Raw genomic sequence first — 26,929 nt, forward strand, 5'->3', positions numbered from 1 at the left:
CCAAACGAAAACCGGTAAAAAACACCAATAAAACCTAAATTAAACAACTCGAAAACATTTAGGGTGCAGGCACCCGATCTCCAACTAAAGATTGCATTATGCCGTCGATATCGACACTTTCCTGCAAAGCTAAGTAATACCAACCTACGGTATTCCCAGTGCCTCTAATACTTAAATAGTTCCGCCAAAAGTGAAATCCAGCTTTGAGTAAATTCACTCGACTGGCATTGTTCTCATCTCGAATGGTGGCAAATAACAGGGCAATCCCCTGTGCTTTAGCCACTTCAATCCGCTTAAGAGTAAGCCCTTGGGCTATGCCACGGCGACGGTACAAAGGCGAGACCACCAGATAACCGAGTTCCCCCACGGGGCCAGAACCTGCCTTAATCGCCGCGCAGCCAACCATCTCACCCTCGAGGGTTTTCGCCAATATGACAGCGCGGGACTGAGTAAAGGACTGATGGTCGAGGGGATGCGCGTTATCATCCCGCCGATCGATTAATGCCGCCGCAGCCGCTAATTCGGCTGCGTTTTGGCAAAGGACAAATTGAATATCGTTTTGATTCATACAAATGAGTTAAACAACCAAAAGCCACTTAGAGATACAGTATCGTCGCCATACCGAGGAAGGTGAAAAAGCCCACCACATCGGTCACTGTGGTTAAAATCACCGAGCCAGAGAGCGCCGCATCTTGGTTAAATCGCTGCAAGACCATAGGGACAAACACCCCGGCCAACGCCGCGACCGCCATATTGATCAAAATCGCGCAGCCTATCACTATGCCTATGGTGCTGTCGGCAAACCACCAGCCCGCCACCAGTCCAATCACAATCGCCCACAGGGTGCCATTGACTAAGCCAATGCCTAACTCGTTCTTCATTAAAGAGAATAAGTTACCCGCAGAAATCTGCCCCATCGCCATACCGCGGATCATCAAGGTGAGCGACTGACTCCCCGCAATCCCGCCCATGGATGCCACTATCGGCATCAGCACCGCAAGTGCCACCACTTGAGATAAGACATTCTCAAATAACCCAATGGTTGCCGAGGCCAAAAATGCCGTGAGTAAGTTAATCCCTAACCATACGGCGCGGCGCTGCGCACCTTTGATGATCGGGGCGAATAAGTCGTCGGACTCATCCATACCCGCGGTCGCCATTAATTGCGCTTCGTAATGTTCACGCACTAAGGCGGTGGCGGCCCTTAGGGTGACACGGCCAATCAGCTCCCCCGCCTCATCGATAACGGGTAACTCAATTTCACGGCTATGTTCTATCGCCTCGGCGGCATCGAGTAGCGTGGTATCCGCAGTTAAGGCACGGCTGTCTTCCGATAACAGTGAAATCAGCGGCTCAGAGGGGTAATGCTTGAAAATATCATAACGTCTTACCGTACCGAGATATTTATCCGCCTCATCGACAATAAATAAGTTGTCGTTACAGTCGAGTTCGATTCGCCTGAAAAACCGCTGCGCCTGAGCCACAGTAGCCTTATCGCTGAGCACTAACATTTGATGATCGGTATAACGACCAATCTCATTTTCAGAGTATTGGTCGTACAGCTCGAAGCGCTGCCGCTGACGTTCGCCCATTTGCGCCAAGGCGCGGTCGGTAAAACTTTCGGGGAGATAATCACTCCACTCAATCAAATCCTCAGGACTAAGCTGCGCGAATAGCAGATCCACCTCATTGTCGGGCATCTGCTTTAGGATCCCCATACGCGGATCGGCGCGCATTAAACTCAGCACTGTCACACGGTCACTAAACTCAACCTGTTGCCAACGCTCGTAACGCTCGTCTAAGGGTAAAGACTCCAGCACTAAGGCAACCGTGCCAGGCTCAGCTTCATTTAAGATTTCACTGAACACTTCAGCCTGTTCTTCACCTTCAACTTCAGTGAGTTGCTGAACAACCTGCCCGACATCGGCCTGTGTGTTTGTTTCGTATTCGGCTTCATGTTCAGTCACATAAACGCCCTTCTGCTGAGATAAAAATTAGCGTAACTATATTGATATTGAAGAAGATTAGCAAATCCACAAAATAAATTGTACACAAATAAATTGATAACAACCAAACTATTATTTATGCTAATCACCACACCTAAGGAGGTAATGATGACATCGACTATCTATAGCCATAGCGCAAACGACATTCAAGGCAATCCAACGGCACTGGCACAATATCAAGGCAAAGTGATCTTAATTGTGAATACCGCCAGTGAGTGCGGTTTTACACCACAGTACAAGGGCTTAGAAGCGCTCTATCAAAAATATAAATCACAGGGATTGGTGGTTTTAGGCTTCCCATGCAATCAGTTTGGTGCCCAAGAAAAAGCTGATGAGAAAGGCATCCAAAGTTTTTGTGAACTCAACTTTGGCGTGAGTTTTCCGCTGTTTTCGAAAATAGAGGTAAACGGTGAGCACACTCACCCTTTATATCAGTACCTAAAAAAAGCCGCGCCGGGCGTATTAGGCACAGAACGCATTAAGTGGAATTTCACTAAATTCTTAATTAATCGTCAGGGCGAAGTGGTCGCTCGCTTTGCGCCAACCACAAAACCAGAGGCCATTAGTGACAAGATAGAAGCGCTTTTAAAATAATCCACACGCTATCCTATTGAAATTTTATTATTAAATAAAAAATTTAAGTTATTTTTTATTTTCGATGGAACTTTAATTCTATAAGCCCCTCAAACATATTGAACAGCGAATGTCTTTTTCATGTTCATCATTCTCCCTGGGGCTTCTAGCGCAGCCCCCTTGACCTAGGAATAGGTCACTAGGCAACCGATTGGTTGCCTTTTTTTATGCCTATGTTTTATATGTAAAATAAATGTAGCTACGCACCAACAGCTCAATATGCTGAGGCCAGCAAGGCCAAAAATAAATTTAAAATTTTTTAGCCGCCAACTGAACTTTATCAAAAGGTCTTAGTCTGACTATATGTAAGGATTAACAAATCCGCTTTAATGCAGAATAGATTGCTAAATGAAAACTTTAGCAAAGGATTAAATGGATAAAATACGCCGTTTAATTCAATGAAACAGTTTCAAGTTAATGCATAGAGTCGAATTGGTTGGTCGTTCATCATCATCTCCCTTTTGGGAAGCAATCGAATACACGCTAGCGCACTGCATTCCTTTGTCTCCTACTTTGATTCTTTTATGGCAACCTTAGGTTGCCATTTTTTTATCTGTATTTTTACCCCTTCAGCATCCTATCCAATTGCACTTGAATCGAAGGATGGTAGCCCGCCCTCGCACTGGCATAGATTTGTTGTAACTCAGTGTGATAGCCAGCAACTTGCAATTCCGCATAAAGTGGACGAACAAACTTGCCGCGGCCAATGCGCTGCAAATAAGCACTTAAGGCGGGTAACACAGGATCATAATGATTACGGATAGCGACCCTAAACCAATCGCAGGCAATTTCAGCATTGCTAGACTCGGTCAACTTAAAGGTATCGTCCAAATCCATTAATTGCACCTGAGACAACACTTCGGGCAATTGGGTCAAAAAGTACTGCCAATGGTGAACTCGCCAACCTTTTGCCTTTAGCTCGCAGGCCGCTTTGCCCTGTAAGAAATCATCCAAGGCGCAATCAACCTTATCCAAACTTCGCGATGTGGGCCCCACATAACCTTGAGGCAAACCTTCGCCATAAATCCACTCCAACAGCTCGGCTTCGCTGATTTTATCGGGATAGGTTTCGACTAAAGCCACTTTCGTGTATTCGACAAACACTTCGGTGGTGATCGCCTCAAAGGCAAAGTGCTGCACATAGGCAAACAGAAACTTATCGAATTCGACGCGGCCGAGGCGATGCTCTAACTCATGGACGAACATCGATGCCTTATCGTAGGTAAAACGGTTAAAGGCCAGATTAGGATCGGCCAGCTGCACATTGGCGGGCAGCGTTTGCCTGTGGAGTGGTAAAGCCGCCATTTCTTCTTGCAGTCGGCCAAACTCAATGACCCATTCCAGCTCGGCCTGCTCCTTGCCATAGACTTCTTCGACAATCCGATTGGTAAAGTAGGTCGTAAAACCTTCATTTAGCCAGAGATCGCGCCAAGTCGCGTTACTGACCAGATTGCCTGTCCACGAATGTGCCAACTCGTGGGCGACCGTCGACACTAAGCTTTTATCCCCCGCTATCAGAGTTGGGGTTAAAAAAGCTAAACGCGGGTTTTCCATGCCGCCGAAAGGAAAGCTTGGTGGCAAGATGATCATGTCATAACGTCCCCAGGCATAGGGGCCTAAGAGGGATTGCGCCACGTCCAGCATGTGTTCGGTATCGGCAAACTCAGTCGCTGCGGCTGCCAACATGCAAGGCTCGGTATACACGCCGCTGCGTGGACCTATGGCTTGAAAAGCTAAGTCACCCACCGCTAAGGCCAGCAAATGGGTCGGAATGGGCTTTTCCATCTCGAATTGGAATTGCCCCTCGAGCGGTGTATCAGGGTCGTTCATTGCACTCATCACGGCGCGCATGCCCTTTGGCACCTCGACGTGCGCATCGAAGGTGATCCGCACCTTGGGCGAATCCTGCAAAGGGATCCAACTGCGGGCATTAATGGGCTGAGACTGGCTAAAGAGATAAGGTAATGCTTTGCCCGCTGTTTGTTCAGGCGTAAGCCACTGTAGCCCTTCAGCCTCCGGTGAGGTTTGGTAACGAATATAGATTCGTTCGCACTGCGCTTGGGGTAACTGGATGACTAATTTCTGTCCGAGAATGTCATCGGCTGTTTCTAGATGAAATACCAGCGCGGCTTCATCCGTCGTGACCGATAAAATGCTTAAGTCGCGACTATCGAGCCATAGCTCGCCAACCTGTGGTTCAAGATAGCGCAGTGACAGCGTTGCTTCCCCGAGCAGAGTACGAGTCGCAAAATCGACTTTTAGCGCGAGGGACAAGTGCGTGACCTGCACTTGGTCACTGTTGGCAAAGGAATGGTAATCTCGGGTTAAATCCCATGCTGCAGGTGCGATTGGCATTTGCTGATTTTCTAACGGCATCACTTAGCTAACCTGTGGACGGAAAATTATCTGACCATATTATCAGCCGCTGATTTACCAACGCGCAATCGAATAAACCTTCCCCGCATCCGCATTTTGTAACAATGCTTGAGTTCAACTCTTGTCATAATCTATTTGAGTTAAGCTGCAAGATTAAAATTCACATACTTTTCAATGCATAAAGAAAAACATAAAAAATATTTTCAAATATTTTCTATTTTTGCTGAACTAATTTCACGCCCTTGAGTCAGATATTATGAACCGAATCTTTGCAAGAGTTTCTTCGTTCATCATCATTCTCCTTTAGATGGTTTCTAGCGCGACCGTCCCCGGATTCCGAATTGGAATTTACAGCAACCTTATTAGGTTGCTTTTTTTATGTCCATTTATACCAATCACCCCAAAATGATAACCCCCTACTCAAGTTCGTGATTTAGGGCCCAAAAACAAAAAGGGCCTCCGAAGAGACCCTTAAGGTTTAGCGATTAAGAATTAGAGGCGGATACCTAACTGTTCTAAATCTTTAGCAACTACGCTCTTAGGTAGAGTCACATAACCGTCTTTTTCTACCACTTGCTGACCTTGCTTAGACAGCACGTAACGGATGAATTCTTTTTCCATTGGTGCTAAGTCTTTGTTTGGTTGCTTGTTCACGTATACATATAAGTAACGTGATAATGGGTAAGTACCATTCGCTGCGTTTTCTGCAGTCGCTTCGATAAACTCGTTACCTTTCTTCGCGATGGCAACAGCTTTCACGCCAGCAGTTTTATAACCGATACCTGAGTAACCGATAGCGTTCAGTGATTGAGACACTGACTGAACCACAGAAGCAGAACCTGGTTGCTCGTTTACGTTGGCCTTGAAGTCACCTTTACACAGAGCGTGCTCTTTGAAGTAACCGTAAGTGCCTGATACTGAGTTACGACCGTACAATTGTACGTCTTTTGCTGACCAGTTACCGTCAAGACCTAAGTCGCCCCAACGTTGGATATCGCTGCTACCACACTTGTGAGTAGAAGAGAAAATACCGTCAACTTGTTCAACAGTTAAGCCTTTGATTGGGTTATCTTTGTGTACGAATACCGCTAAAGCGTCAATCGCAACACGAACTGCAGTTGGCTTGTAACCATAGTGTTTTTCGAAGGCTTCTTCTTCGTTAGGCTTCATTTTGCGGCTCATTGGACCGAATTGTGAAGTACCTTCAGTTAATGCTGGTGGCGCAGTAGAAGAGCCCGCAGCTTGAATTTGGATGTTTACGTTAGGGTACATCTGTTTAAATTCTTCAGCCCACAGAGTCATCATGTTGGCTAAAGTATCTGAACCTACAGACGAAAGGTTGCCTGATACACCACTTGCTTTCTCGTAAGTTGGCAGAGATTGATCAACAGATGCCATTGCAGTGGCAGAGAATACACCAGCGGCTGTGAGGGTCATCGCGCCGACAAGCTTTTTCAGTTTCATTATGTGCTCCAGTAATAAGCTAACTAATTTCTAACTTAAGTTTCTTCAGACGCAGCCAGTATCAATCGCTACAATGACAATCCTATGTCCAAGATGTGACACTTAGATGACAAAACACATTTTTCGCATTTTTTTGAAAAAAACCTCGCACTCTTGAGGTTTAAAAAACAAAACAGACCATAATGGCCTGTTTTATATGTAAAAATAATATGCGTTTCTATGACAATTATTTTTTGCGTTCAATCAAATGGGATGGGATCACAAAACTAAAGGTACTGCCTTTACCCAATTCGCTGCTGATATTGAGCTCACTGTGGTGATGACTCAAAGCGTGTTTCACAATGGCTAAGCCAAGGCCACTACCACCGGTTTGCCTTGAGCGCGCACTGTCGACGCGATAAAAACGCTCGGTTAAGCGGCTAATATGCTGCGGCGCGATCCCCTCACCGGTATCCGTCACACTAAAGAGGCCACCGGTTGCCACACTGCGCCATTGCACGGTAATTTTGCCGCCGGGCTCTGTGTAGCGAATCGCATTCGAAATCAAATTAGAACAAGCACTTCTAAGCTGTAACTCATTGCCATGGGAGTTAAGTCCCGCTTCACAGTGGAAGCTTAGCTCGTACTTGTCCTGCGCCAGCGCCTTAGCCTCTTCCTTTAAGACTTCCATCAGCTGCGCCATGTTTACGGTGTTCTCAAGGTTAATATCCGCCGCATCTTCGATGCGTGATAACACCAATAATTGCTCCACCATCGACTGCATTCGCCGTGTCTGCTGCTGCATTAAGGCTAAGGGCTTAGCGTTCATCGAACCGGGTTCCGCCATGCTTTGCATCATCTCTAAATAACCCTGCAATACAGTGAGCGGGGTTTTCAGTTCGTGTGACACATTGGCGACAAATTCTTTACGCATACCTTCGAGTTGTCTTATCCGTGTAATATCGCGGGCAATGAGCAATAACTGCCGATCGCCATAGGCCATGATACGGATTTCCAGCAGCCGTCTATCGGACACGGGCGAGGCCAGCTCTAAGGGATCTTTATATTTTCCGGCTTTGATATAGGCCGAAAAATCAGGATGGCGGATCAAGTTATCGATGCGTTGACCATTATCCTGTGGCCAGACAAAGCCTAATATCAGCTGAGCTAACTTGTTACACCATAAGATATTGTGCTCAGAGTCGAGCACGACTGCCGCATCGGGCAAGGCCTCGGCCCCTTGGCGAAAACGTCCTAGCAAGGCGGCTAGTTGACCCACTCGACGACGATTTTTGCCCTGTAGACGGTATATGCCGTTAAACACCCCTTCCCAACTGCCACTGCCCTGGGGAGGTGTTAATTTTCTATCTCGCCATAACCAGAAATTGAGACGCGCTAACTGACGGTAATGCCAGAACACCAGTCCTAGCAATCCAATGATAAGTATCCAGAGGGGTTTCCCTACCAATAAACCAATCAGCAAACAAAGCAGTAAAAACACCGCTAAGCGCGAAAACAGCCGGTACCCTGAATAAGAGTCAAACATAAATAAACCCAGACATCAGGCTAAATAGGAGGAGCACAAGATAGCTTAAAAGCTAACCTGTGCCTATCTCTTATTTGGCACTAAATGCGTGTAGAGAAACGATAACCTGCACCACGAACCGTTTGAATGAGGCGATCATGGCCCGATTCTTCAACCGCTTTACGCAGGCGACGGATGTGCACATCCACGGTTCTGTCTTCTACATACACATTGGTTCCCCAAACGTTATCGAGCAGCTGTTCGCGGCTGTAAACACGTTCAGGATGTGTCATAAAGAAGTGTAATAAACGGAATTCCGTTGGCCCCATATCGAGTACGGTATCGCCAACACTCACCCTGTGGCTCACTGGGTCGAGTAACAATCCTTGTACATCGATGGTTTCTTCGAGGCGAGTCGGCGCGCTACGGCGCAACACAGCCTTAATACGCGCCACCAGCTCCTTGGGTGAAAAAGGTTTAGTGATATAGTCATCGGCGCCCACTTCGAGACCCTTAACCTTATCTTCTTCTTCACCGCGAGCGGTTAACATAATAATGGGGATCTGACGGGTAAACTCATCCTGCTTGAGTCGTTTGGCCAATTGAATACCACTTCCACCAGGAAACATCCAATCCAACAAAATCAGATCGGGGTAAGGCTCCTTTAGCAGCGCAATGGCCGAATCAAAATCTTCCGCCGCAGAGGTTGTAAACCCATGCTGTTCCATTACAAAAGTCAGCATCTCGCGGATGGCTAACTCGTCTTCTACTATCAATATCCTTGCAGTCATAAGTGATTTTCTGTCAGTGAATGTCAACACGGCTATTATTAGTCATTTTTATTACAGATTTATGAATAAGCATGCCGCAAAAGCGATATTGTCGCGATAATTGTCATATTAAGTTTATATAACTGTTTGTTTATCGCAATAAAAAAGGAGGCCTAAGCCTCCTTAATTCAACCTTAATGCTGAAATTAGAACTTGTGTTCTAAACCAACACCGATGTATTTGTCATCGTCGTTAGACGCTTCCATAGAGCGGTTAGTATAGAAAGCAAACACTTTCGTTGGCTTACCTAAGCTGTAGTCCGCACCCACTGACCATGAATCGCCTAAGTCTTCCATGTCTTGGTATTGAGCTTTTAAGGTCACTGCGTTGATATCGTAAGCGGCGCTTAACAGGTAACCGTTCACGCTGTCAGTGTTAACAGGTAAAGAGTTTTTGTAGGTTTGTTCCTGTTGTTGGTACATACCACCTAAGGTTAAATCAGCGATTTTACCTTGTACCGATGCACGCAGGATTTCGTAACCTTTTACGTCAGAATCGTAAGCGATAGCGGCGTAGAAAGGTGATTTTTTCAGTTTAGCGTCACCGTACATAGCGGCTAAGCTGAAACCGTCTTGAGCTTGTTGGTCAGCATCGCCTTCAGCAGCATAAGTTGCACCGAATACGAAACCACCGATTGAAGGTGACAGGTAAGTTGCCGTTTGGCCTAAACGGTTTTCACCTTTGAACAGGCTCTTTAAGTCACCAGATAAATCGTTGAACTGGTCAACGTTACCTTGAGAGATCTTTAACAGAGTGTCGTTACGACCAACAGAGAAAGAACCAAATGCACCTTTTAAACCAACGAATTGGTTACGGGCTTTGAAGTTGTCGCTTGTTGCAGCGCCAGTATCAACTTCGTACTCTACTGTGTAGAACGCTTCCAGCGAGCTAGACAGTTCGAAATCACCCTTCACACCAAAACGAGAAGCATTACTTTGAATAGTTGTTGTAGAATCACCTTTCTCATCATTTGATTGAGCGGTAACATTCAACTTACCATAAACAGTCAGTGGCTCAGCGGCATAAGCAGAAGCCAGAGTTGCAGAAGCTAGCGCAGAAGCAAGTAGAGTTTTACAAAAAACGTTCATCATTTAATCCTTTCGACGTTATGTTCGTCTTGGTTATTGGTTTGGAACGACCGAAAGTTTGCAATGAATCTGTTTCAGTTTTATTTCAATTGTGACAACTTGGGTCAACCACCACGAAACCGCCTTCTTCCTCAAAGATAAAACCGAGATATACCAAGGGTTACAGCCGGACTTTTTTCAATGTTACATTTTGATGAATTCTGCAACCGAGGCAAAATTTAACGATTTAAGGTAGGTTTACCCCGTTGCAACTATGCCGTAAACTGCGACTTTATTTTTCCAATGAGCGCATCTTATGTGGTTTAAAAATCTTACTCTTTACCGTTTCAATAAACCTTTTTCCATCGAAACAGAAGCACTTGAAACCGCACTCGCCGATTTCACATTCTCTCCGTGCGGCAGCCAAGACGTCAGCAAATTTGGGTTTTCCAATGCCTTAGGTAAACAGGGCAGCACCTTAGTGCACAGCGCCAACAATCGTCACCTTATCTGTGTGACGAAAGAAGAAAAAATTCTGCCAGGCCAAGTGATTAAAGAATCATTAGAAGAAAAAGTGGCGCAAATTGAAGACGAAGAAAATCGTAAGCTCGCCAAAAAAGAAAAAGATGCGCTGAAAGATGAAATCATCACTAGCCTATTACCGCGCGCCTTTTCACGTCGCAGCCAAACTCGCGCGCTGATTTTACCTGAGCTGGAAATGATCCTCGTCGACAGCTCTAGCGCCACTAAGGCCGAAGAATTGTTAGCCTTATTACGTAAGGCCTTAGGCAGCTTGCCTGTGATCCCATTAAGCTTTAAAGCGCCAGTTGAAGCCAACCTCACTCAATGGTTAAAGGATGGCAGCGCGCCCTTACCCTTTGAAATGCAAGATGAAGCCGAGTTGAAATCGGCCGCCGATGAAGGCGGTATCGTGCGCTTTAAGCAGCAAGATCTTAAAGAAGATGAAGTACTTGCCCACCTCGAAACAGGCAAAGAAGTACACAAGCTCGCCCTGCACTTTGGCCAATCGATTGCGCTACTGCTGCAATCCGATGCCAGCGTAAAACGCTTAAAATTCTCCGAAGAATTTAGAGCGGGGAATGATGAGCTGGGGAATGAAGATCCAATGGCGCGCCTCGATGCCGACTTTGCCTTAATGGGCAGTGAGTTAGTAGCTCTAATGCACGCACTAGTTTCGGCATTAGGTGGCCTTGAAGAGACTCAAGCTTAAGTCTTAAGTGAGCAGATAAAGCAGAGCAACACCTAGCTAAAGCTCCAAACAAGCCTAAGTGAAACTAAGCGAAATAATGTAAAAAGGCGCCGCAGTGGACTCAGTTCACTGCGGCGCCTTTTTAGACTCTATAACTGAAGTAACACATTGGCAGCGATTCGAGGGAGCGATTCGAGTGAGCCAACCTAAAGCCCACTCACTCAAATCGCAAACGAACTAGCTTTTCGCCAGCAGCTCACCTTTATTATCGAACGGCCAATCAATGCCAAGCCAGGCTTTGAAGAAGGCTTTTTGCTGCTTAGTCGCCTTTGCATCGCCTTTTAGCACTAGCTTACCGCTTTGTTTCTCACCTAAGGTTAACGCCACTTGCTTGATTTTGTCGTTGTTAAATAAGGTGATTTCAACTTTATCACCCACTTTAAAGTCTTTAATGCGTTTATCAAAACCTTGTGCCGTGACCTTTAAACCATTAATCGCGAGGATCTCATCCCCTGCCACAATACCAGCCTGCCAAGCGGGGCCGTTACGCAAGACTTGAGAAAGCACTAAAGAGCCATGCTCGCTACTTAAAGTCATGCCAGTAAATGGCTCAGCTTTGGAGTCTTTACCGTAGGACATCACTAATCCCGCCTGAGACAACAGGCTTGAAAACTCAAGGCTCAGCGGACTATTCACATGGCTCTGCCACCACGGCCCATAATCCTTACCCGATAAGTCCTTCAGGATCTGCTTTACATCACTCACAGTGTAGCCCTTGGGCACGCGGTAATCCTGATAGAGCTTACGGTGCACATCTCGGTACGAGTGGGCGAGCTTCGAATCCGTCAGCAGGGAGAAATCCAGCGCCAGTGAGGCTAAATAACCCTCGGAGTAAATATTCACACTGTGGTTAATAGCATAATCACCACCCGTGCTGCTCCACTCCCCTAAACTGGCCTCGGCCACAGATTGAATTTCGCGCCCCGGTGTTAGCTCACTCTTCTCGATGCGTTTGGCGAGGTCTTCTAAAAATTCCTTAGGTGTCATCACGCCCGCACGCAGCAATAACTGACCTTGGAAATAACTGGTAGAGCCCTCGGCAATCCACAACAGTTCGGTCATGTTTTCATGCTGATAATCGTAGGGGACCAAACCAGCCGGACGATAGGCTTTAACGTTCCAAGTATGAATAAACTCATGGGACGCCGTGCTAATAAAGCGTAGGTAATCCTTACGCTCACGAAAACTAAAGCGCGGCAGCTGAATAACCGTTGAGTTTAAGTGCTCGGTCGCGCCGCCCGCACCACTGGTGGCATGCACCATATACACATAACGCTCAAAGGGATAACCATCCCAAATCGCCTTGGCTTGGCCACTCAATGCGGTTAAGTCTTTCACTACCTTATCGGCATCGTAGTTGCCTTCGCCCCAAAACACGAGTTCATAGTCTTTGTCGTTGGCACTGAATTGCTTGTGTAGACTCACTCCCGTTTCGATAGGGGAATCAATCAACACATCATAATTGGGGGCAACGAAAGAGTGCGCCGCGTTGCCCGATGACATACCGGAATAACTCTGCCAATTTTCGGGAACCGTTAACTGCACGGCCACTGGATCTGTCCGAAATTGCGGGCTATACATAAATACGCCACTGGCATCGAGATAAGCGTGGCTCGCATCGATATGACGCACACGTTGACCTAATTCATTAGCATATAATTGATAGCTAACAGTCACACTGGCGGGTTTATCGAGGGCTATTTGCCACTCGCCACTGGCGCTACGTTTCCATGGAAGACTGTTGCCTTGACTGTCTTTCGCGGTAAATAAACGCACACCATCGGATAGGGGCAATACTTGATATTTACCCGTACGCCACACGGGAAGATTAACCGTTAACTCACCCGCGTTAGCTTCGGGAAAAGTCACACTCACCTGCGCAAGGTGATGTTCTGGCTGGCTTAAATCAATTTTATAATCTACATCGGCTAAAACAGTTGTCGAACCTAATGCACTTAATATCAAAACAGATAATCTACTGGGTTTCACTCTGACTTCCTTCCGTCTTCTGTTATTATGCTTCTTATATTTTTTCCAAGTATAACAAGTCGATGTAGCATCCTCATTAGGCGCTAACAAAAGCTAACAAAATAAGTTCCTTGACTTAGGGAATATAGGGCCACCTACACATGCGTAAATTCATTGTTATTTTCGTGACCTTGTTGATGTCTATTTCGTTTCAAACACAGGCTGCCGATCTCGAAGCCGAAGAAATAGAATTGCGTGAAACGCCACAGAAGATGTACGACAGGCTCAATCAATCCCTTTCTTTTCCTATCGCCTTTAAGACCCGCGAACAGTTTGAACGTGCTGCCCAAGAGCAGGGCTACAGCAGCGATGAATTCGAGCATATTTTGCAGCTACTGGCGCGATTGAATATGGAGCCGAATGTAAAATCTAAGGTCGGGTTTCAAGACGCTAATACCCTTATCGAATTGCTTGCAAGCATAGCGCAAACGCCGTTCGAGCAAGCCACGGTCGCCATGTTAAAGGGCCGCTATATAGGCCGCACCGAGCAAAAATACCAAGAAGCCATCGCCTTTTATAATGAGGCGCTGACACGGATTAACGACAGTTACGATGTCGAGTCCATGCTGCTCAAGCACACAATTCATGAACACTTAGGCGGTTTGCACCTCGTTATCCGTCAGGATGTGCCTGCCTTAATGCATTTTCATACCTATCGCGATATCGCCTACAAACTCAGGAACGATTATTTGATTGCGGCGGCCGAGTCAAAGCTCGGGCATTATTACAATAAAAATCAGCAACTCACTAAGTCATTACAACACTATAGCGAAGCGATTCGCCTATCTAATCGCTCCAATTATCCTTCGATGAAGACCCATCTGCAGCTACAACTGGCGAAGGTCTATCGGGATTTAAAACAATGGGATGAAGCCTTAAAGAATGCCCATGAGGCCGCCGCTGGCTTTAAAAAACTGGGCAACGACACTTATCTGTCCAGCTGTATGACGGTCATCGCCATGGTGTATGGCGAACAAGGGGATTGGAACCGCGCCATCGATTACTATCTCAATGCCCAGCAGCTCGATGCTAAACGCGGTAACTACATCGCTCAAGGGTTGAACTTCCATAATCTCGGCCAAGCCTATTCGCACTTAGATGACGAGGCAAACGCCCTCAAATATTTACTGATGGCGAACCAAATCTTTGTTGAAAAACAAAGTCATCACTATTTAGTTTATAACGAGCTACTGATCGGTGAGATAGCCCAAGCTAAGGAAGATTGGTCGCTGATGATGAGCCATGCCGAAAACGCTTTGGCCCTAGCGACCGATTTAAAATTGCAAGATGAGCAAAAGTCGGCACTGACGCAAATCGCCCTGTCGGCGGAAAAACTTAACGATCAAGCCAAGGTGATAAGCACACAAAAACGCATTATCGAATTAAGCCAAGCATCCGAAAATACCGCGCAGGACTCGTCGGTATCTTCCTCAGTACTGGCCGAGCAGCAACTCAAACTTGAGCTCAGTATGCTACAGGGCAAACTGAACGATGCGATTGAAACCACTAAAAATACCAACAAGTTGCTTGCCTTGAGTGGTCTTATCGCCACGCTACTCTTAGTGGGAATAGTTATCCTATTAAATCAACGCCGTAAAACGAGGCGCCAAAACGCAGCCTTACTCGCAGTAAGTTTGCAGGAGCCTTTTACTCAGCATCAAGGCTATGCCGCACTCTTAAAGGATCTGGCTCAGCCTCCTGCGAATGCGTCCACTACTGCCCTCGCCTTGATTGAATTTGGCGAACACGTCAATACCGATCTGAATCACGGCCAATACTTTGCTAATGCTATTACCCAACAATTGACTCACCATATAGGCAATAGTCTATTAATGCCCGTCTATGTGATCCGCCAAGGCTTATTTGCCGTAAGATTTACTGAGGCGCTAGAGCCGCAGCAAGTATTACACACGCTGCGTAGATACCTTGATGGCAAAGGCTTAAGCCATAGCTTTAACCTTGGCTTGATTAATTTGCCTCTGCTAGCCAAAGCAGAAATTAAAATCGCCCCCAAATTACTGTTTGAAACAGTGCAAATGGCATTGGCGGGTGCCCGAAGTTTACCGAATGATACCAGCCATTATGTGTGCCTAAGGGCCTTGGATTTTGTACCGCCAACACTCTTTGCAAACCCGCTATTCTTGCACTTGGAGAAAGGGATTGAGCGCGGCCTTATTCGAGTCGACACCGATGCACCTAAGGAGCAGATTGCCTGGCCCTGCTGGGAAAACAACCAAGATAGGCATTTATTGGAAAATATTTGATCAATATCGACTATTAATCACAAGGACATGGGCAAACCGATTTGCACTCCACTGCCGTTGTTATAACATTAGTAGCATATGAGTTAACTGCTAATCTAGACAGAGGACGTCATGCTTTTTAGCCCTGCTGAGTTAGGAAAATACTCCGGATGAAGGATTCCAACACGACAGTTTCACAACTGGCATTACTCCAACAGAAACTTCACTCTGCCAAGTTGGCACTCGATGAAGTCAATGAAGATAGAAATGCTAAGTTACAAACCTTACTCCAATTTATTGGCCATTTAAGTCTTGCCTGCAAAGGTCAGAATTTAGAACTGGATAATAAACTCGCCAAACTTCGCCATAACTTAAATACCTTTGAGCGAGTCGATGAAGCGTTGCCGGAATTAGTCGATGTTGAACGCCTATTAAAGGGTCAATACCACCATGTGATGGTACAACTTGAAGAGAGCCGTACTGGGCTTGCGCAAGTCATTCGCCAAATTCAACGGGTAAACTCAGCGCCAGATAAACTCAAAAAAGAAGTTAATTACTTTAAGCAGGATCTCGCCAAACCTTTCCATACGGTGTGGGAATATATTCCTAAAGTAAAACAAATCATTGGTTTCTATGACACCATTTTGCAGCAGCAATTTGAAGAAGCCGAAAAACTCGATGTGTTACCGAAACACAGGCAGCTCGCCCACGAATTGGCGCAGATGATCTCGGAAATCGAGTTCCGTAAAGATCAACGCGACCAAGTACTGGTCATTAAAGAGCTACTCGCTTCAGAAGTCGAAATCGATACCCTGCTCGAAGCCTATCAAACCATTTTATCCCTGCTGCTCGATAACATCGCCCGCGAAAAATCGGCCTCGCAAGAATTTTTATACGCACTAAACGATGCCTTAGCCGCGGTGCGTGAAGTGGTGAGTGAATCCTACAATCACAATCAGCGCAGCTTCCAGCTGAAGACTCAGTTGAATCGGGAAATTAATTCGCGCGTGGATAACGTAGGTGAAGCCATTATCGACACCGACGATATTGTCGATCTTAAAGCACAATTAACCGAACAGCTTAGCTCGATTCGCTCCGCCCTCGCCCGTAAAGAAGCATTAGAACAGCGTGAGCAGGCCCTGCTGCGCAAATCAATGGAAACCATGCGCAAAGAGCTGAATGAGCTCAGTAGCGAAGCGAATACCTATAAAGAACGGTTGTTCGAGCAACAAAAACTCAATCTATTGGATAGCTTAACTCAACTGCCTAACCGCGCCGCCCTCGAAGAGCGCATGGAGCTTGAGTATCGTAATTACCAACGCCACAGAACACCGCTGTGGATTGCAGTAGCAGACATCGACCATTTCAAGAGCATCAACGACAGCTTTGGTCACAGCACGGGCGATAAAACCCTGCAGGTTATCGCCATGGCATTAAAGAACTCCCTACGGGATACCGAGTTTGTTGCTCGCTACGGCGGCGAAGAGTTTGTGCTCATCCTGCCTGAAATTGACGGCGGCGATATTGCTCAACTTTTAAACAGAGTCCGTGAAAAAGTAAAAAATATTCCATTTAAATTTAAAAATCAGCGAATTACAGTTACAGTATCTATAGGGGCTGCGCAGGTTATGGGGAACGAGCTCATACATGAAACCTTCGAGCGCGCCGATGCAGCACTCTACAAAGCAAAACATGAAAGCAGAGACAGGGTTGTGATTGACGTATAACAAAGTCAGCCTATACGTCGCCTCTTATCACTCCTGTCGAGACGAAGGAGTGATAAATGATAGTAAAAGTCAGCCCAAAGGGCAGCATGGATCAGCTTTCACAACTCGAAGTTGATCGCCTCAAAAAAAGCGCCAAGAGCGCCCTATATCAACTGTATCGTAACTGCTCACTCGCCGTACTCGCCGCAGGCCTTAAGACCGACAATTCTAAAGCACTTTTCGAGCAATACCAGAGCTTCGATATCAATGTGTTGCAACGTGAACGCGGGGTTAAGCTAGAGCTTATCAATCCCCCTGAACAAGCCTTTGTCGACGGCCAAATTATCACCGGGATCCAAGAACACTTATTTTCGGTGCTGCGGGATATCCTCTACATCAGCGATAAGTACGACACCCTTAAACATATCAATCTGACCAACGCCAGCCACATTACAAACGTAGTGTTCGATATTTTGCGTAACGCCCGCGCCATCGCACCGATGAAAGACCCCAATGTGGTCGTCTGTTGGGGCGGCCACAGTATTAATGCCGTCGAATACCAATACACCCGCGAGGTGGGTTATCAGCTCGGCCTAAGGGAACTCGATATTTGCACCGGCTGTGGCCCAGGCGCGATGGAAGGCCCAATGAAGGGCGCCGCCATTGGACATGCGAAACAACGGATTAAAAATGCCCGCTATATTGGTCTTACTGAGCCGAGTATTATTGCCGCCGAGCCGCCTAACCAAATTGTGAACGAGCTGGTGATTTTGCCCGATATCGAAAAACGCCTTGAAGCCTTCGTGCGCTTAGGCCATGGCATTATTATCTTCCCCGGCGGCGCGGGTACCGCCGAAGAGCTACTGTATATTCTGGGGATTTTGCTCAATAAAGAAAATCAGGAAACCCCCTTCCCACTGGTACTGACGGGTCCCAGTGAGAGCGCGGATTATTTTATTAAAATTGATGAGTTTATCGCCGCCACCTTAGGAGCCGAGGCGCAGCAAAAATATCAAATCATCATAGACAATCCCGCCGAAGTCGCCCGAGTGATGAAGCAAGGCATGGAACAAGTGAAAAACCATCGCCGCGCCACCGGCGATGCCTATCAATATCAATGGGGACTGAAGATAGAACCCGAGTTCCAACTGCCGTTTATCCCCAGTCATGAGGTGATGGCTAACTTATATTTACATTTTCAAGCGAATAAAGCGGAATTAGCCGCTAATTTACGCAAAGCGTTTTCGGGTATCGTGGCAGGTAATGTAAAATCAGACACCATCAAGCAGATTGAGCACTTAGGCCCCTTCCACATAAAAGGGGACCCACATTTAATGGAGCTGATGGACAATTTGCTGGGGGCCTTTGTCGCCCAACATAGGATGAAACTGCCGGGAAGCGCTTATATTCCCTGCTATCAAATAGTGAAGTAAAACAATAACCGCCAATGAATAAGTTTTTAATTATCGATGGTCTCAACTTAGTTCGCCGGATTTATGCGGCGATCCCAGATGAGAACGATATGGACAGTTTAACGGAGCGTGTGAGTGTCGCCTGCACTAAACTGCTGCGCATTCACCACCCAACCCATGTCACTATCGTCTGGGATGGTGATGAGATGTCTTGGCGAAAACAGCTTTATCCCGATTATAAAAAGGGCCGTAAACCTATGCCAGAGCCTCTGGCCGCGGGCTTACCTGCACTGCAGGAACACCTTAAAAGCGTACAAATCCAATCAATTTATGCCGCCGCCGAAGCCGATGATGTTATCGCCACCCTTGCGATGAAAACCGCCAAAGCCCAAGGTGAAGCCGTTATCGTGTCGACCGATAAAGGCTTTAGCCAACTCAATCATCCGCGTATCAGTCAATGGGATCATTTTAATCAGCAATACCTCAACATCACAGAGCTTGAGCAAAAGCTCGGAGTCGATCGTAGCCAATTTCTTGATTTACTGGCGCTGGCGGGTGATAGCGGTAATAAAATCCCCGGTATCGCAGGCATAGGCCCCAAATCAGCGGCTGAGTTGCTGCGAACCTTCAGAACCTTAGCGGCGTTGTTTTCTTCTCTGCCCAATCTTGGCGCGAAACAAGCTAAGAAGCTGGCCGAAGGACGAGATATGGCTCGCCTCAGTTATAAATTAGCCCAATTGCAAATCGATTTGCCCTTAAACATCAACCTCAAGGATTTTAGGGTCAATGGCCCCGCCACTACGCCGCAGCTCGATTAACGCATCTTGTTAACACTAAGTTGCAATAAAGCCGTTTACCTTAGGCCATCAAAGGCGTATTTTATTGACTTGCCAGATAGTACATTGGATATGCAAAGGAATTAGATTCAATGAAATCAAAAACTTCGGTCATTATTGGCAGTATATTTGCCGCATATGTCGCCTTCGTCGCTGTTGTGGTGCTGGTATATGAGCCCACCCCAGATGAAATGGATTGGGAAGATAGACAAGTCTATAACAGCCAGAAATTAAATGAGTTAACCCTAGGACAGGACATTGCCACCGTAAAAACCCTCTTTGGCAAGGCCGATTTTACAGAAGCCAAATCCCTTAAAGATGGCCAACTACAAGTGCTCTTTTATCGTACTCACCATGAAAAATCCGATGGCGTGACCACCAAAGAAGAATGCACACCACTGATTTTTAAAGACGATAAACTCGTGGCCTGGGGCGATGATACCTATAAACAGTACCTCGAAGCCGGCACCGATATCGTCAGCCGCACCGCCAAAGAAGCCGAAAGCTCAAGTAAAAATTGATTTAGCTCTGATATCGCCATCATCCCAAGCTAAATATCGTAAGCGTTTAAACAATATCCCCAAATGGCAATGTAATACCAATTCATTGCCATTACTTCCCCTGTGACAAGCCACCGATTTATTTAACAAGAATCATCCCTACAGGGTCGATGGCGGCATCTGCAACAACTATCGCACGGCTACTTACCATGCAAGGTATACAGTCGTATTCGAATTTAGATACTTTTGAGTGATTTTAGGGCAAGGTTAGTGCATCTCAACTCAACCGCTAACAAATAAAAACATTTGGAATCAATTAATTATATAAGCCTTGATTTTAGTTAATCGGTTTCGAAAACGAGGATGTGCGTTTTCAGGATGGTTTATTAAATGGGAAACTGATAAGTTCTTTATATACAAATAGTTAATTGTGTACTTTTACTGCTCTAACAAAGTAAACGTACACTAATCACATGTTAGGCCCCATGGAACACATCGACGTTGAATGGATATATAAGAACGCCGCTTACCCTCTACGACAGGTGTCGGAGCTTGATTCCCCTCTATGAGATCTGCAAACTTGAGTTCTTCCTCGATGGCAAGCTAGGCTTTGCAGCACATGAATTATCCCTGCTCCAAGCTTGGCAGTGCTGAGGTACCCTCTTTTGGAGAGCAACCCATCTCTTGAGTTCAATGGCGCGAGCATTAGCGCTCGGGACGTCGAGAGACTCTTGTCTGCCCATTCTCCAGCTGGGGCCTAATAACTCATTCAAGCCGAAACCGTTTAGTGGCTCGGCGTTATTCAAGCGTAATTTATACAACGGAAGTAATTAATATGATTAACCTATTGATAAATAAATCTGATTTAGCCGAAATGATCGAAACCTCTTTTGGTGGAAAACCAGTTAAGAATAAAGGTGAAGATTTTCACTGGCCGACTTGTGCTTGCTGTAACCTTCCAATGCAATTTTTGGCGAAAATCTCGGTTGAAGAAAAATTACATCAAATTTTCATGTGCCAAAACGATCCTGGAATGTGCGACGATTCGGATGCTGATGGCGGCGGCAACGCTGTAATCGTAATAAAACCATTTGACCTTGAATTTGTCCAAGTCCCATCTGAAGGCAAAACGCTTCGAGATACAGCGCACTCAGCTCAGGTAGTATCGGTCGATGGAGATGACTACGAAACAGCAAGAAGGGAATGGGCGGAAAAAAATGGCGTTAGCCCTCGAGAGGTATTAGGTCAAATTTCCGGTGAACCCGCATGGATTCAAGGTGATGAAACACCCAATTGCACTGCGTGTAATGAACCAATGGAATTTGTCGCTCAACTAGAACAAGGACCAAACTGGGAAACAGAAATGAATTTTGGCGGCGGTGGGGTGGCGTATTCGTTCGTCTGTCACTGTAACGGTTCTGCAAGTTTTTTGTGGCAGTGCTAATACCAACACATAACCAATGAAAACAAGTGGGCTTGGTAACGCTGTGATCTTTTGGGCTCCAACAAGTCACAAGCTTAAACCAGCGAGTGTTTAAGACGTTACTCAACAGATATCTTAATCCGAAAGCAACTTATTAAAGTAAAAAATCACTCGCTTTGGTCCTTTATTTCCATAAAAAAACGCCACCTTATGGTGGCGTTTGCTTATGAATAAACCTAAAACAGATGATTACTCATCATCGGCTTTATATTCGACATAGGCTTCGCCTTGGCTTAACCAGGCTGGCGCGGGCTTACCTTTAAGATAATGGTCGAAGTATTCCATCATGCGAATGCTGTAATCGAGCTTATTGGGGTATTTCTTCAGATGATGGGGTTCATCTTCATATTGTAAAAACACCACATCTTTACCCGCACGGCGCATCGCCAAGTACATTTCAACACCCTGCTCCCAAGGCACCGCATCGTCTTTATCGCCAAACATGATCATCAATGGCGTTTGAATGCGATCGGCATAGAAGACTGGCGAGTTCTCAATATACTTTTGCGGTGCAGCGAAGAGGCTTTCACCTATGCGGCTTTGGCCGGTTTCGTATTGGAATTGGCGCGCAAGCCCTGTGCCATGGCGGATCCCGCTGTAAGCGCTGGTCATGTTGGCCACTGGCGCACCAGCCACTGCGGCTTTAAACATCTTGGTTTGAGTGATGGCAAACGCCGTTTGGTAACCGCTCCAAGAGTGTCCTTGTAAACCAATAGCGTTAGCATCGGCAACGCCCATCTCGATAAGCTTTTGCACGCCCGAGGTCAGCGCTTGAACCGAACTGGCGCCGGGGTAACCGATATCGAAACGAATATCCGGCAAGAATACCGCATAGCCGTTATTCACATACCAAGCGAAGTTTGGTCTGTGGTTGACCTTCATTTGCGGGAAGGCATGCAGCCTGTCGGTCATAAAGCGATAGTAGTAAACCAGCACAGGATAACGCTCGCCCACTTGATAGTTAGTAGGCTTAATCAATACGCCATCGAGCGGCTTGCCATCGCCATTGGTCCAATGCACTAACTCGGCTTGGCTCCAATTAAAGGCTCGGCGCTGCTTGTCTAAATCGGTTTGCTTCACCGCATTTTGTGGAGCCTGATAGCTTGCGGTATACAAGTCAGGGAACAGATCGAAGCGCTCCTTAGAGAACACCAAGGTATCCGCATCTTTACTGCGCCCAAGCACTGCTAGCTTATACTCGCCTTCCATCAAGGTCTTAACGCCCGCTTCGCCTAAGGTCGCTTGATAAAAACCATCGGCCTTAGTCTTGTCGCTGTAACCATGCAGCAGCACAGTGGCATTGTAGGCCAGCGTGGTTGGCTCATCGGGATTATCGACTAAGCCTTCAACACGATATTGAATTTTTTGAGCGCGCCCCTGCCCTGCGGTTAAGGCAAATCCACTTTTCGATGCGGTATTAAACTGCCACACATCGTATTTGTCGTAGACGAGGAAACCTGCATCGTCCTTCAGCCAAGGGCCAAAACCATAACCCGGCGCATTGGAGGGATAATCATGGTCTTCATCGGCAAAACTTACCTTTAAAGACTTGGTCAGATTGGTGCGACGACCTTCGGCAATATCGTATAAATACACATTACCTTGCTGATAATAGGCTACATATTTGCCGTCGCCCGATAAGCTCGGCTCAGCATCACTTGGTTGTTGGGTTAACAGCGGCAACTTGCGACCGGTGTTGATATCCACCAAGTAATAGTCTTGATAAAAACCCGCCCAAGTGATCATCTTACGATAGGGTAAGTCTGAGCTTGCCAGCATATAACGCTTGTGCTGCGACAGAGTCACATCTGGCACCGTTTTATCGCCAAGCTGCACCACATTGTTTGAACCTAAATGCAGCACGGCTAAGTAAGTGCGCTTTTGCTCTTTATCATATTGCTTGATTTCATGGGGTTTAATCCGCGGATCGTCCCCATGCCAGACCTTAAGCCCACGTAGACCTGTGACTATCTCTTTGTCGTAAAGGTCTTTTTCTTCTGCAATTTTCTTCAAACTGAGCTGCTGGCTCACCTCGGGCACACGGCCAAAGAAGAGTCGTTCACTGTCTAGCGAGAAGTTTAAACTGGCGTAACGATTTAACGTCCACTCTTTGGTGTTTGGCACTGGGCGAATTTTGCCCGAAGCGATATCGACTAGGCTTAACTGATAGCTGCGGCCATAGGGTAATTCACTCGCATCCCCTTGGGTAAAGGCCAGCCAGCGACCATTTTTCGACAGTGAAACCGCACCAATTTGTTGGGTTTGAGATTCAAATGCCGTTGATTTTTTGTAGTCTTTCAAATCAATCAGTTGCAGTTGATGTTGTTTCGCCTCGATATCATTGACCGCGACAGCCAAGCGGCGACTGTCTTTATCAAACTGATAGGCGGTCACATGCTCCAGATCCACCCGCTGCGATGGCGAAGACAAATTCACTAAACTCAAACGACGGCCTTGGTCGAACTTATCGACCTTCACCTTCTCGGCTTTGGGCTTATCATCGGCACCTTCGGTCTTCTCCTTGGCGTCTTTCTTGGCCTCTTCATCGGCTTCAAACCAAATGGCTAAATGTGCGCCATCGTCACTAAAGGCAAATTCCTTTACCCGTTCAAATTTGGTTTGCGTGCCGGTTTGGGTATCGAGCAGCACCATATCGGCCTTAAGCTTTTTCTTGGCTTTAGCATCGCTGGTTTCAACTTTAAGCAAACTAGGCTTAACGGCCATCGCCACATAACGGCCAGTGTGACTCACGATAGGGTCCGAGCCGCCTTCAATCTGAAAGTCTTTTCCTGTTTGCAGATTTTTGATTAAGCCATGGCTATCGCCACGATCCGGTGCCACCTCGACCGCCAGCACTTGACCATTGTCAGCGATAACGGGCTTCTCGAGGGACTCAAAATGCATAATGTCGGTCAGGGTAAGCGGTTTAGTGCTGGTTTCTGCATGAGCATTGGGCAGTATTCCGAGGGATAAAAGCACTAGCGATGTGATAGGTAATAACTTCAATGTCTTCCTCTTTTATGTAGTTGTTAGACTAAAGTAGACTTTTTTAACCATTGGTCCTCCATCATCGTTATAACCCAGTATTTTTACAAGTTATACCCGATAAAAAATCGTGATATTGCTCACTATTTCCTGTGAAGTTTGACCAAAGACGGTTAAAATAATGGGGAGAAAAAACACCAAATTCATAGTCATGTTACCCGGCTAATCCCGGGTCGGACAATTGCAGTAACGACGAACCGTGGAAGGACTTCTCCATGTCAAAAAGAACGATAACCGTAATTCCAGGTGATGGAATTGGCCCAAGTATTATTGATTCAGCCTTAAAAATTCTTGATAAAGCAGGTTGTGATTTTGAATATGAATTTGCCGATGCCGGCTTAACTGCTCTCGAGAAGCAGGGCGAACTACTTCCGCAGCGTACTTTAGAACTGATCGAAAAAAACCGCATCACCCTGAAAGGCCCGCTGACTACACCAGTAGGCGAAGGTTTCACCTCTATCAACGTGACATTACGTAAGAAATTCGGCCTGTACGCTAACGTGCGTCCAGTGTTGTCTTTCAAAGGCACTCAAGCCCGTTATGAAAACATTGATATCATTACTGTGCGTGAAAACACCGAAGGCATGTACTCAGGCCACGGTCAAAAAGTGTCTGAAGACGGCACCACAGCTGAAGCGACCAGTATCGTCACTCGCCAAGGCGCTGAGCAGATCGCGACATTCGCCTATGAACTGGCCCGCAAAGAAAACCGTAAGAAAGTCACTATCGTGCACAAAGCAAACATCATGAAGTCAACTTCAGGTCTGTTCCTGAAAGTGGCCCGAGAAGTGAGTCAACGCTACCCAGACATCAAAACTGAAGAAATGATCGTCGATGCGACTTGCATGAAGTTAGTGATGAACCCAGAAAACTTCGACGTCATCGTGACCACCAACCTGTTCGGTGACATTCTGTCGGATCTGTGTGCTGGTTTAGTCGGTGGTTTAGGTATGGCTCCTGGCGCCAACATTGGCCGTGATGCAGCGATTTTCGAAGCGGTTCACGGCAGCGCGCCAGATATCGCAGGTAAAAACCTCGCGAACCCAACATCTGTGATCTTAGCCTCTATCCAAATGCTGGAATACTTAGGCATGGCCGATAAAGCCGATCTGATCCGTAAAGCCGTATCGGCAGTGATTGAAGAAGGCGACCGTACGACTCGCGATTTAGGCGGCACCCACGGTACGACTGACTTCACTCAAGCGGTGCTTGACCGTCTGTCATAATCGCTTTGCGCGAAACAAAAAACGCACCCTAGGGTGCGTTTTTTTATGGCCGCAATCTAGCAGAACAGCCAAATAAAAAGCCCCAGACATGACTTGGGGCTTCACTCACTAACAGAACGGCCAAAAACCGCCGATTAGTTCCAAGCCTGGCTCGGTCTAATCCACAGGTGAACAGTCACTTCATCACGGTCATGGTATAAGTGCTTACACTGTAACTGGAATTCGTTGATGCCGTTTTCCTTGAGGATTTCCTGCATGGTATTCAAAATTGCCATCACTTCTTTATAACGGCTCTTCATCGGCAGTTTGAGGTTGAAAATCGCTTCTTTAAACCAGCCATTGATGGCCCAAGCTTCAATCAGCTCAGCCACGCGCGCGGGTTTTTCAACCATGTCACACACTAACCAATAAATGTTTTTACGCTGTGGCTCAAAGCGGAAACCATCCTCGCGGAAATGTTTCACTTGTCCGGTTTCCATCAGCTTTTCGTTCATCGGGCCATTATCGACTGCGGAGACCATCATGCCACGACGCACTAATTGATAGGTCCAGCCGCCAGGGCAAGCGCCTAAGTCAACTGCGTTCATGCCGCTGCGAACCCGCACTTCTTGCTCTTCTTTAGGCACAAACTGCGCGAAGGCTTCATCGAGTTTCAAGCTTGAGCGGCTCGGCGCATCGGCAGCCATTTTCAGGCGCGGGATCCCCATAAAATAGGGTGAGCTGTTGTTACTGAAGGAATAACCTACGTAGGCGCGACCTGGGCCGATAAAACACACGTGGATAATCGGACGCTTAGGATTTTCCTGTGCCAGCAAACTGCCGGATTTTTTCAAATGCTGGCGCAAAGGCACGGTAAACTTACGGCAAAATGCCGACAGCTCTTTCGCTTCGTTGGTATCAGGGGTTTCAACCCTCAGCTCACCCGCTTTACTCACCTCACTGAGCGCCGCCACAATCGGGCTGACACGATCAGACTCGGGTAAATCGGCCAGCAGCTCGCTTGCGGCAAACATCTGACGGGCAAAAATCAGTGAATCTAACGGCAGTTGCTTCACTAAGGTATCGCCGCCGTCTTCTTCAAAACATTGATATACCACGTAGGCATCGTTGTTGTTGGCCTTAACAAAGCCACCCACATTGAGCTCGGCGGCTCGCTGTTGGATTTCTGCTGCGCATTCTTTCTCATAGCCTGCACGGCAAAATAAAAATAGGTTTTTCATGGAGATCCTTAAGAAATCCAAGCCATAAACATGGCCGACTATCGATTTGGGCGCCAGTATAGCAATTTCAATACACAAAA

Annotated in this window: 19 protein-coding genes; 9 read left to right on the plus strand and 10 right to left on the minus strand. The window is 46.7% G+C overall.

Annotation, left to right across the window (positions count from 1 at the left end; all coding sequences use genetic code 11):
• Positions 1 to 58: 58 nt before the first annotated feature.
• On the minus strand, positions 59 to 568 hold the full coding sequence (locus tag SHEWANA3_RS15105; RefSeq protein WP_011717741.1) for a GNAT family N-acetyltransferase: 510 nt from the start codon (positions 566 to 568) through the stop codon (positions 59 to 61).
• A gap of 28 nt (positions 569 to 596) precedes the next feature.
• Entirely contained in the window at positions 597 to 1,967 is a 1,371-nt protein-coding gene (locus SHEWANA3_RS15110) for a magnesium transporter (RefSeq protein WP_011717742.1), read from the minus strand.
• A 147-nt stretch (positions 1,968 to 2,114) separates the two neighbouring features.
• On the opposite strand from SHEWANA3_RS15110, the gene SHEWANA3_RS15115 reads away from it, so the two are divergent.
• Positions 2,115 to 2,600 (plus strand): glutathione peroxidase, encoded by a 486-nt coding sequence (locus SHEWANA3_RS15115; RefSeq protein ID WP_011717743.1) that lies wholly within the window; start codon positions 2,115 to 2,117, stop codon positions 2,598 to 2,600.
• Positions 2,601 to 3,200: 600 nt separating this feature from the next.
• On the opposite strand, the gene SHEWANA3_RS15120 is transcribed toward SHEWANA3_RS15115, so the two are convergent.
• The 5 genes from SHEWANA3_RS15120 to SHEWANA3_RS15140 form a co-directional block, all read right to left on the minus strand.
• Entirely contained in the window at positions 3,201 to 5,015 is a 1,815-nt protein-coding gene (locus SHEWANA3_RS15120; RefSeq protein ID WP_011717744.1) for a M1 family metallopeptidase, read from the minus strand.
• Between the two features lie 492 nt (positions 5,016 to 5,507).
• Positions 5,508 to 6,479 carry a phosphate ABC transporter substrate-binding protein PstS family protein gene (locus SHEWANA3_RS15125; protein ID WP_011623458.1) on the minus strand — a complete coding sequence of 324 codons (972 nt, stop codon included), beginning with the start codon at positions 6,477 to 6,479 and terminating at the stop codon, positions 5,508 to 5,510.
• A gap of 226 nt (positions 6,480 to 6,705) precedes the next feature.
• Positions 6,706 to 8,004 (minus strand): phosphate regulon sensor histidine kinase PhoR, encoded by a 1,299-nt coding sequence (gene phoR / locus SHEWANA3_RS15130; protein WP_011717745.1) that lies wholly within the window; start codon positions 8,002 to 8,004, stop codon positions 6,706 to 6,708.
• 80 nt (positions 8,005 to 8,084) lie between these two features.
• The gene (gene phoB, locus SHEWANA3_RS15135; protein WP_011623460.1) at positions 8,085 to 8,774 is read right to left on the minus strand and encodes a phosphate regulon transcriptional regulator PhoB; all 690 of its coding nucleotides are present in this window, start codon (positions 8,772 to 8,774) and stop codon (positions 8,085 to 8,087) included.
• Positions 8,775 to 8,959: 185 nt separating this feature from the next.
• Positions 8,960 to 9,904, minus strand: coding sequence for a porin (locus SHEWANA3_RS15140; RefSeq protein WP_011717746.1), 945 nt, complete (start codon positions 9,902 to 9,904; stop codon positions 8,960 to 8,962).
• 292 nt (positions 9,905 to 10,196) lie between these two features.
• On the opposite strand from SHEWANA3_RS15140, the gene rdgC reads away from it, so the two are divergent.
• Positions 10,197 to 11,111, plus strand: coding sequence for a recombination-associated protein RdgC (gene rdgC, locus SHEWANA3_RS15145; protein ID WP_011717747.1), 915 nt, complete (start codon positions 10,197 to 10,199; stop codon positions 11,109 to 11,111).
• Between the two features lie 216 nt (positions 11,112 to 11,327).
• Here the strand turns inward: rdgC and SHEWANA3_RS15150 are convergent, their stop codons facing one another.
• On the minus strand, positions 11,328 to 13,139 hold the full coding sequence (locus tag SHEWANA3_RS15150; RefSeq protein WP_011717748.1) for a PDZ domain-containing protein: 1,812 nt from the start codon (positions 13,137 to 13,139) through the stop codon (positions 11,328 to 11,330).
• 140 nt (positions 13,140 to 13,279) lie between these two features.
• Between SHEWANA3_RS15150 and SHEWANA3_RS15155 the strand changes: the two genes are divergently transcribed.
• The 6 genes from SHEWANA3_RS15155 (at position 13,280) to SHEWANA3_RS15180 (ending at position 21,319) form a co-directional block, all read left to right on the plus strand.
• On the plus strand, positions 13,280 to 15,442 hold the full coding sequence (locus SHEWANA3_RS15155) for a tetratricopeptide repeat protein (RefSeq protein ID WP_011717749.1): 2,163 nt from the start codon (positions 13,280 to 13,282) through the stop codon (positions 15,440 to 15,442).
• A gap of 149 nt (positions 15,443 to 15,591) precedes the next feature.
• Positions 15,592 to 17,148, plus strand: a complete 1,557-nt coding sequence (locus SHEWANA3_RS15160) for a GGDEF domain-containing protein (protein ID WP_011717750.1) — start codon at positions 15,592 to 15,594, stop codon at positions 17,146 to 17,148.
• A 56-nt stretch (positions 17,149 to 17,204) separates the two neighbouring features.
• The gene (gene ppnN, locus SHEWANA3_RS15165; protein ID WP_011717751.1) at positions 17,205 to 18,560 is read left to right on the plus strand and encodes a nucleotide 5'-monophosphate nucleosidase PpnN; all 1,356 of its coding nucleotides are present in this window, start codon (positions 17,205 to 17,207) and stop codon (positions 18,558 to 18,560) included.
• 14 nt (positions 18,561 to 18,574) lie between these two features.
• Entirely contained in the window at positions 18,575 to 19,357 is a 783-nt protein-coding gene (xni, locus tag SHEWANA3_RS15170) for a flap endonuclease Xni (RefSeq protein ID WP_011717752.1), read from the plus strand.
• Between the two features lie 110 nt (positions 19,358 to 19,467).
• Positions 19,468 to 19,896, plus strand: a complete 429-nt coding sequence (locus tag SHEWANA3_RS15175) for a DUF3192 domain-containing protein (RefSeq protein ID WP_011717753.1) — start codon at positions 19,468 to 19,470, stop codon at positions 19,894 to 19,896.
• A gap of 814 nt (positions 19,897 to 20,710) precedes the next feature.
• Positions 20,711 to 21,319 carry a hypothetical protein gene (locus SHEWANA3_RS15180; protein WP_041412700.1) on the plus strand — a complete coding sequence of 203 codons (609 nt, stop codon included), beginning with the start codon at positions 20,711 to 20,713 and terminating at the stop codon, positions 21,317 to 21,319.
• Between the two features lie 228 nt (positions 21,320 to 21,547).
• Here SHEWANA3_RS15180 and SHEWANA3_RS15185 read toward each other — a convergent pair whose 3' ends face one another.
• Complete coding sequence (locus SHEWANA3_RS15185; protein ID WP_011717755.1) at positions 21,548 to 24,364, minus strand: prolyl oligopeptidase family serine peptidase; 2,817 nt, start codon at positions 24,362 to 24,364, stop codon at positions 21,548 to 21,550.
• Positions 24,365 to 24,618: 254 nt separating this feature from the next.
• Here SHEWANA3_RS15185 and SHEWANA3_RS15190 point away from each other — a divergent pair, with 254 nt between their 5' ends.
• Positions 24,619 to 25,629 (plus strand): isocitrate dehydrogenase, encoded by a 1,011-nt coding sequence (locus SHEWANA3_RS15190; protein ID WP_011717756.1) that lies wholly within the window; start codon positions 24,619 to 24,621, stop codon positions 25,627 to 25,629.
• 134 nt (positions 25,630 to 25,763) lie between these two features.
• Here the strand turns inward: SHEWANA3_RS15190 and rlmM are convergent, their stop codons facing one another.
• Positions 25,764 to 26,849 (minus strand): 23S rRNA (cytidine(2498)-2'-O)-methyltransferase RlmM, encoded by a 1,086-nt coding sequence (gene rlmM / locus SHEWANA3_RS15195; RefSeq protein WP_011717757.1) that lies wholly within the window; start codon positions 26,847 to 26,849, stop codon positions 25,764 to 25,766.
• Positions 26,850 to 26,929: the final 80 nt, after the last annotated feature.

Source organism: Shewanella sp. ANA-3, assembly GCF_000203935.1.
Lineage (GTDB): Bacteria > Pseudomonadota > Gammaproteobacteria > Enterobacterales > Shewanellaceae > Shewanella.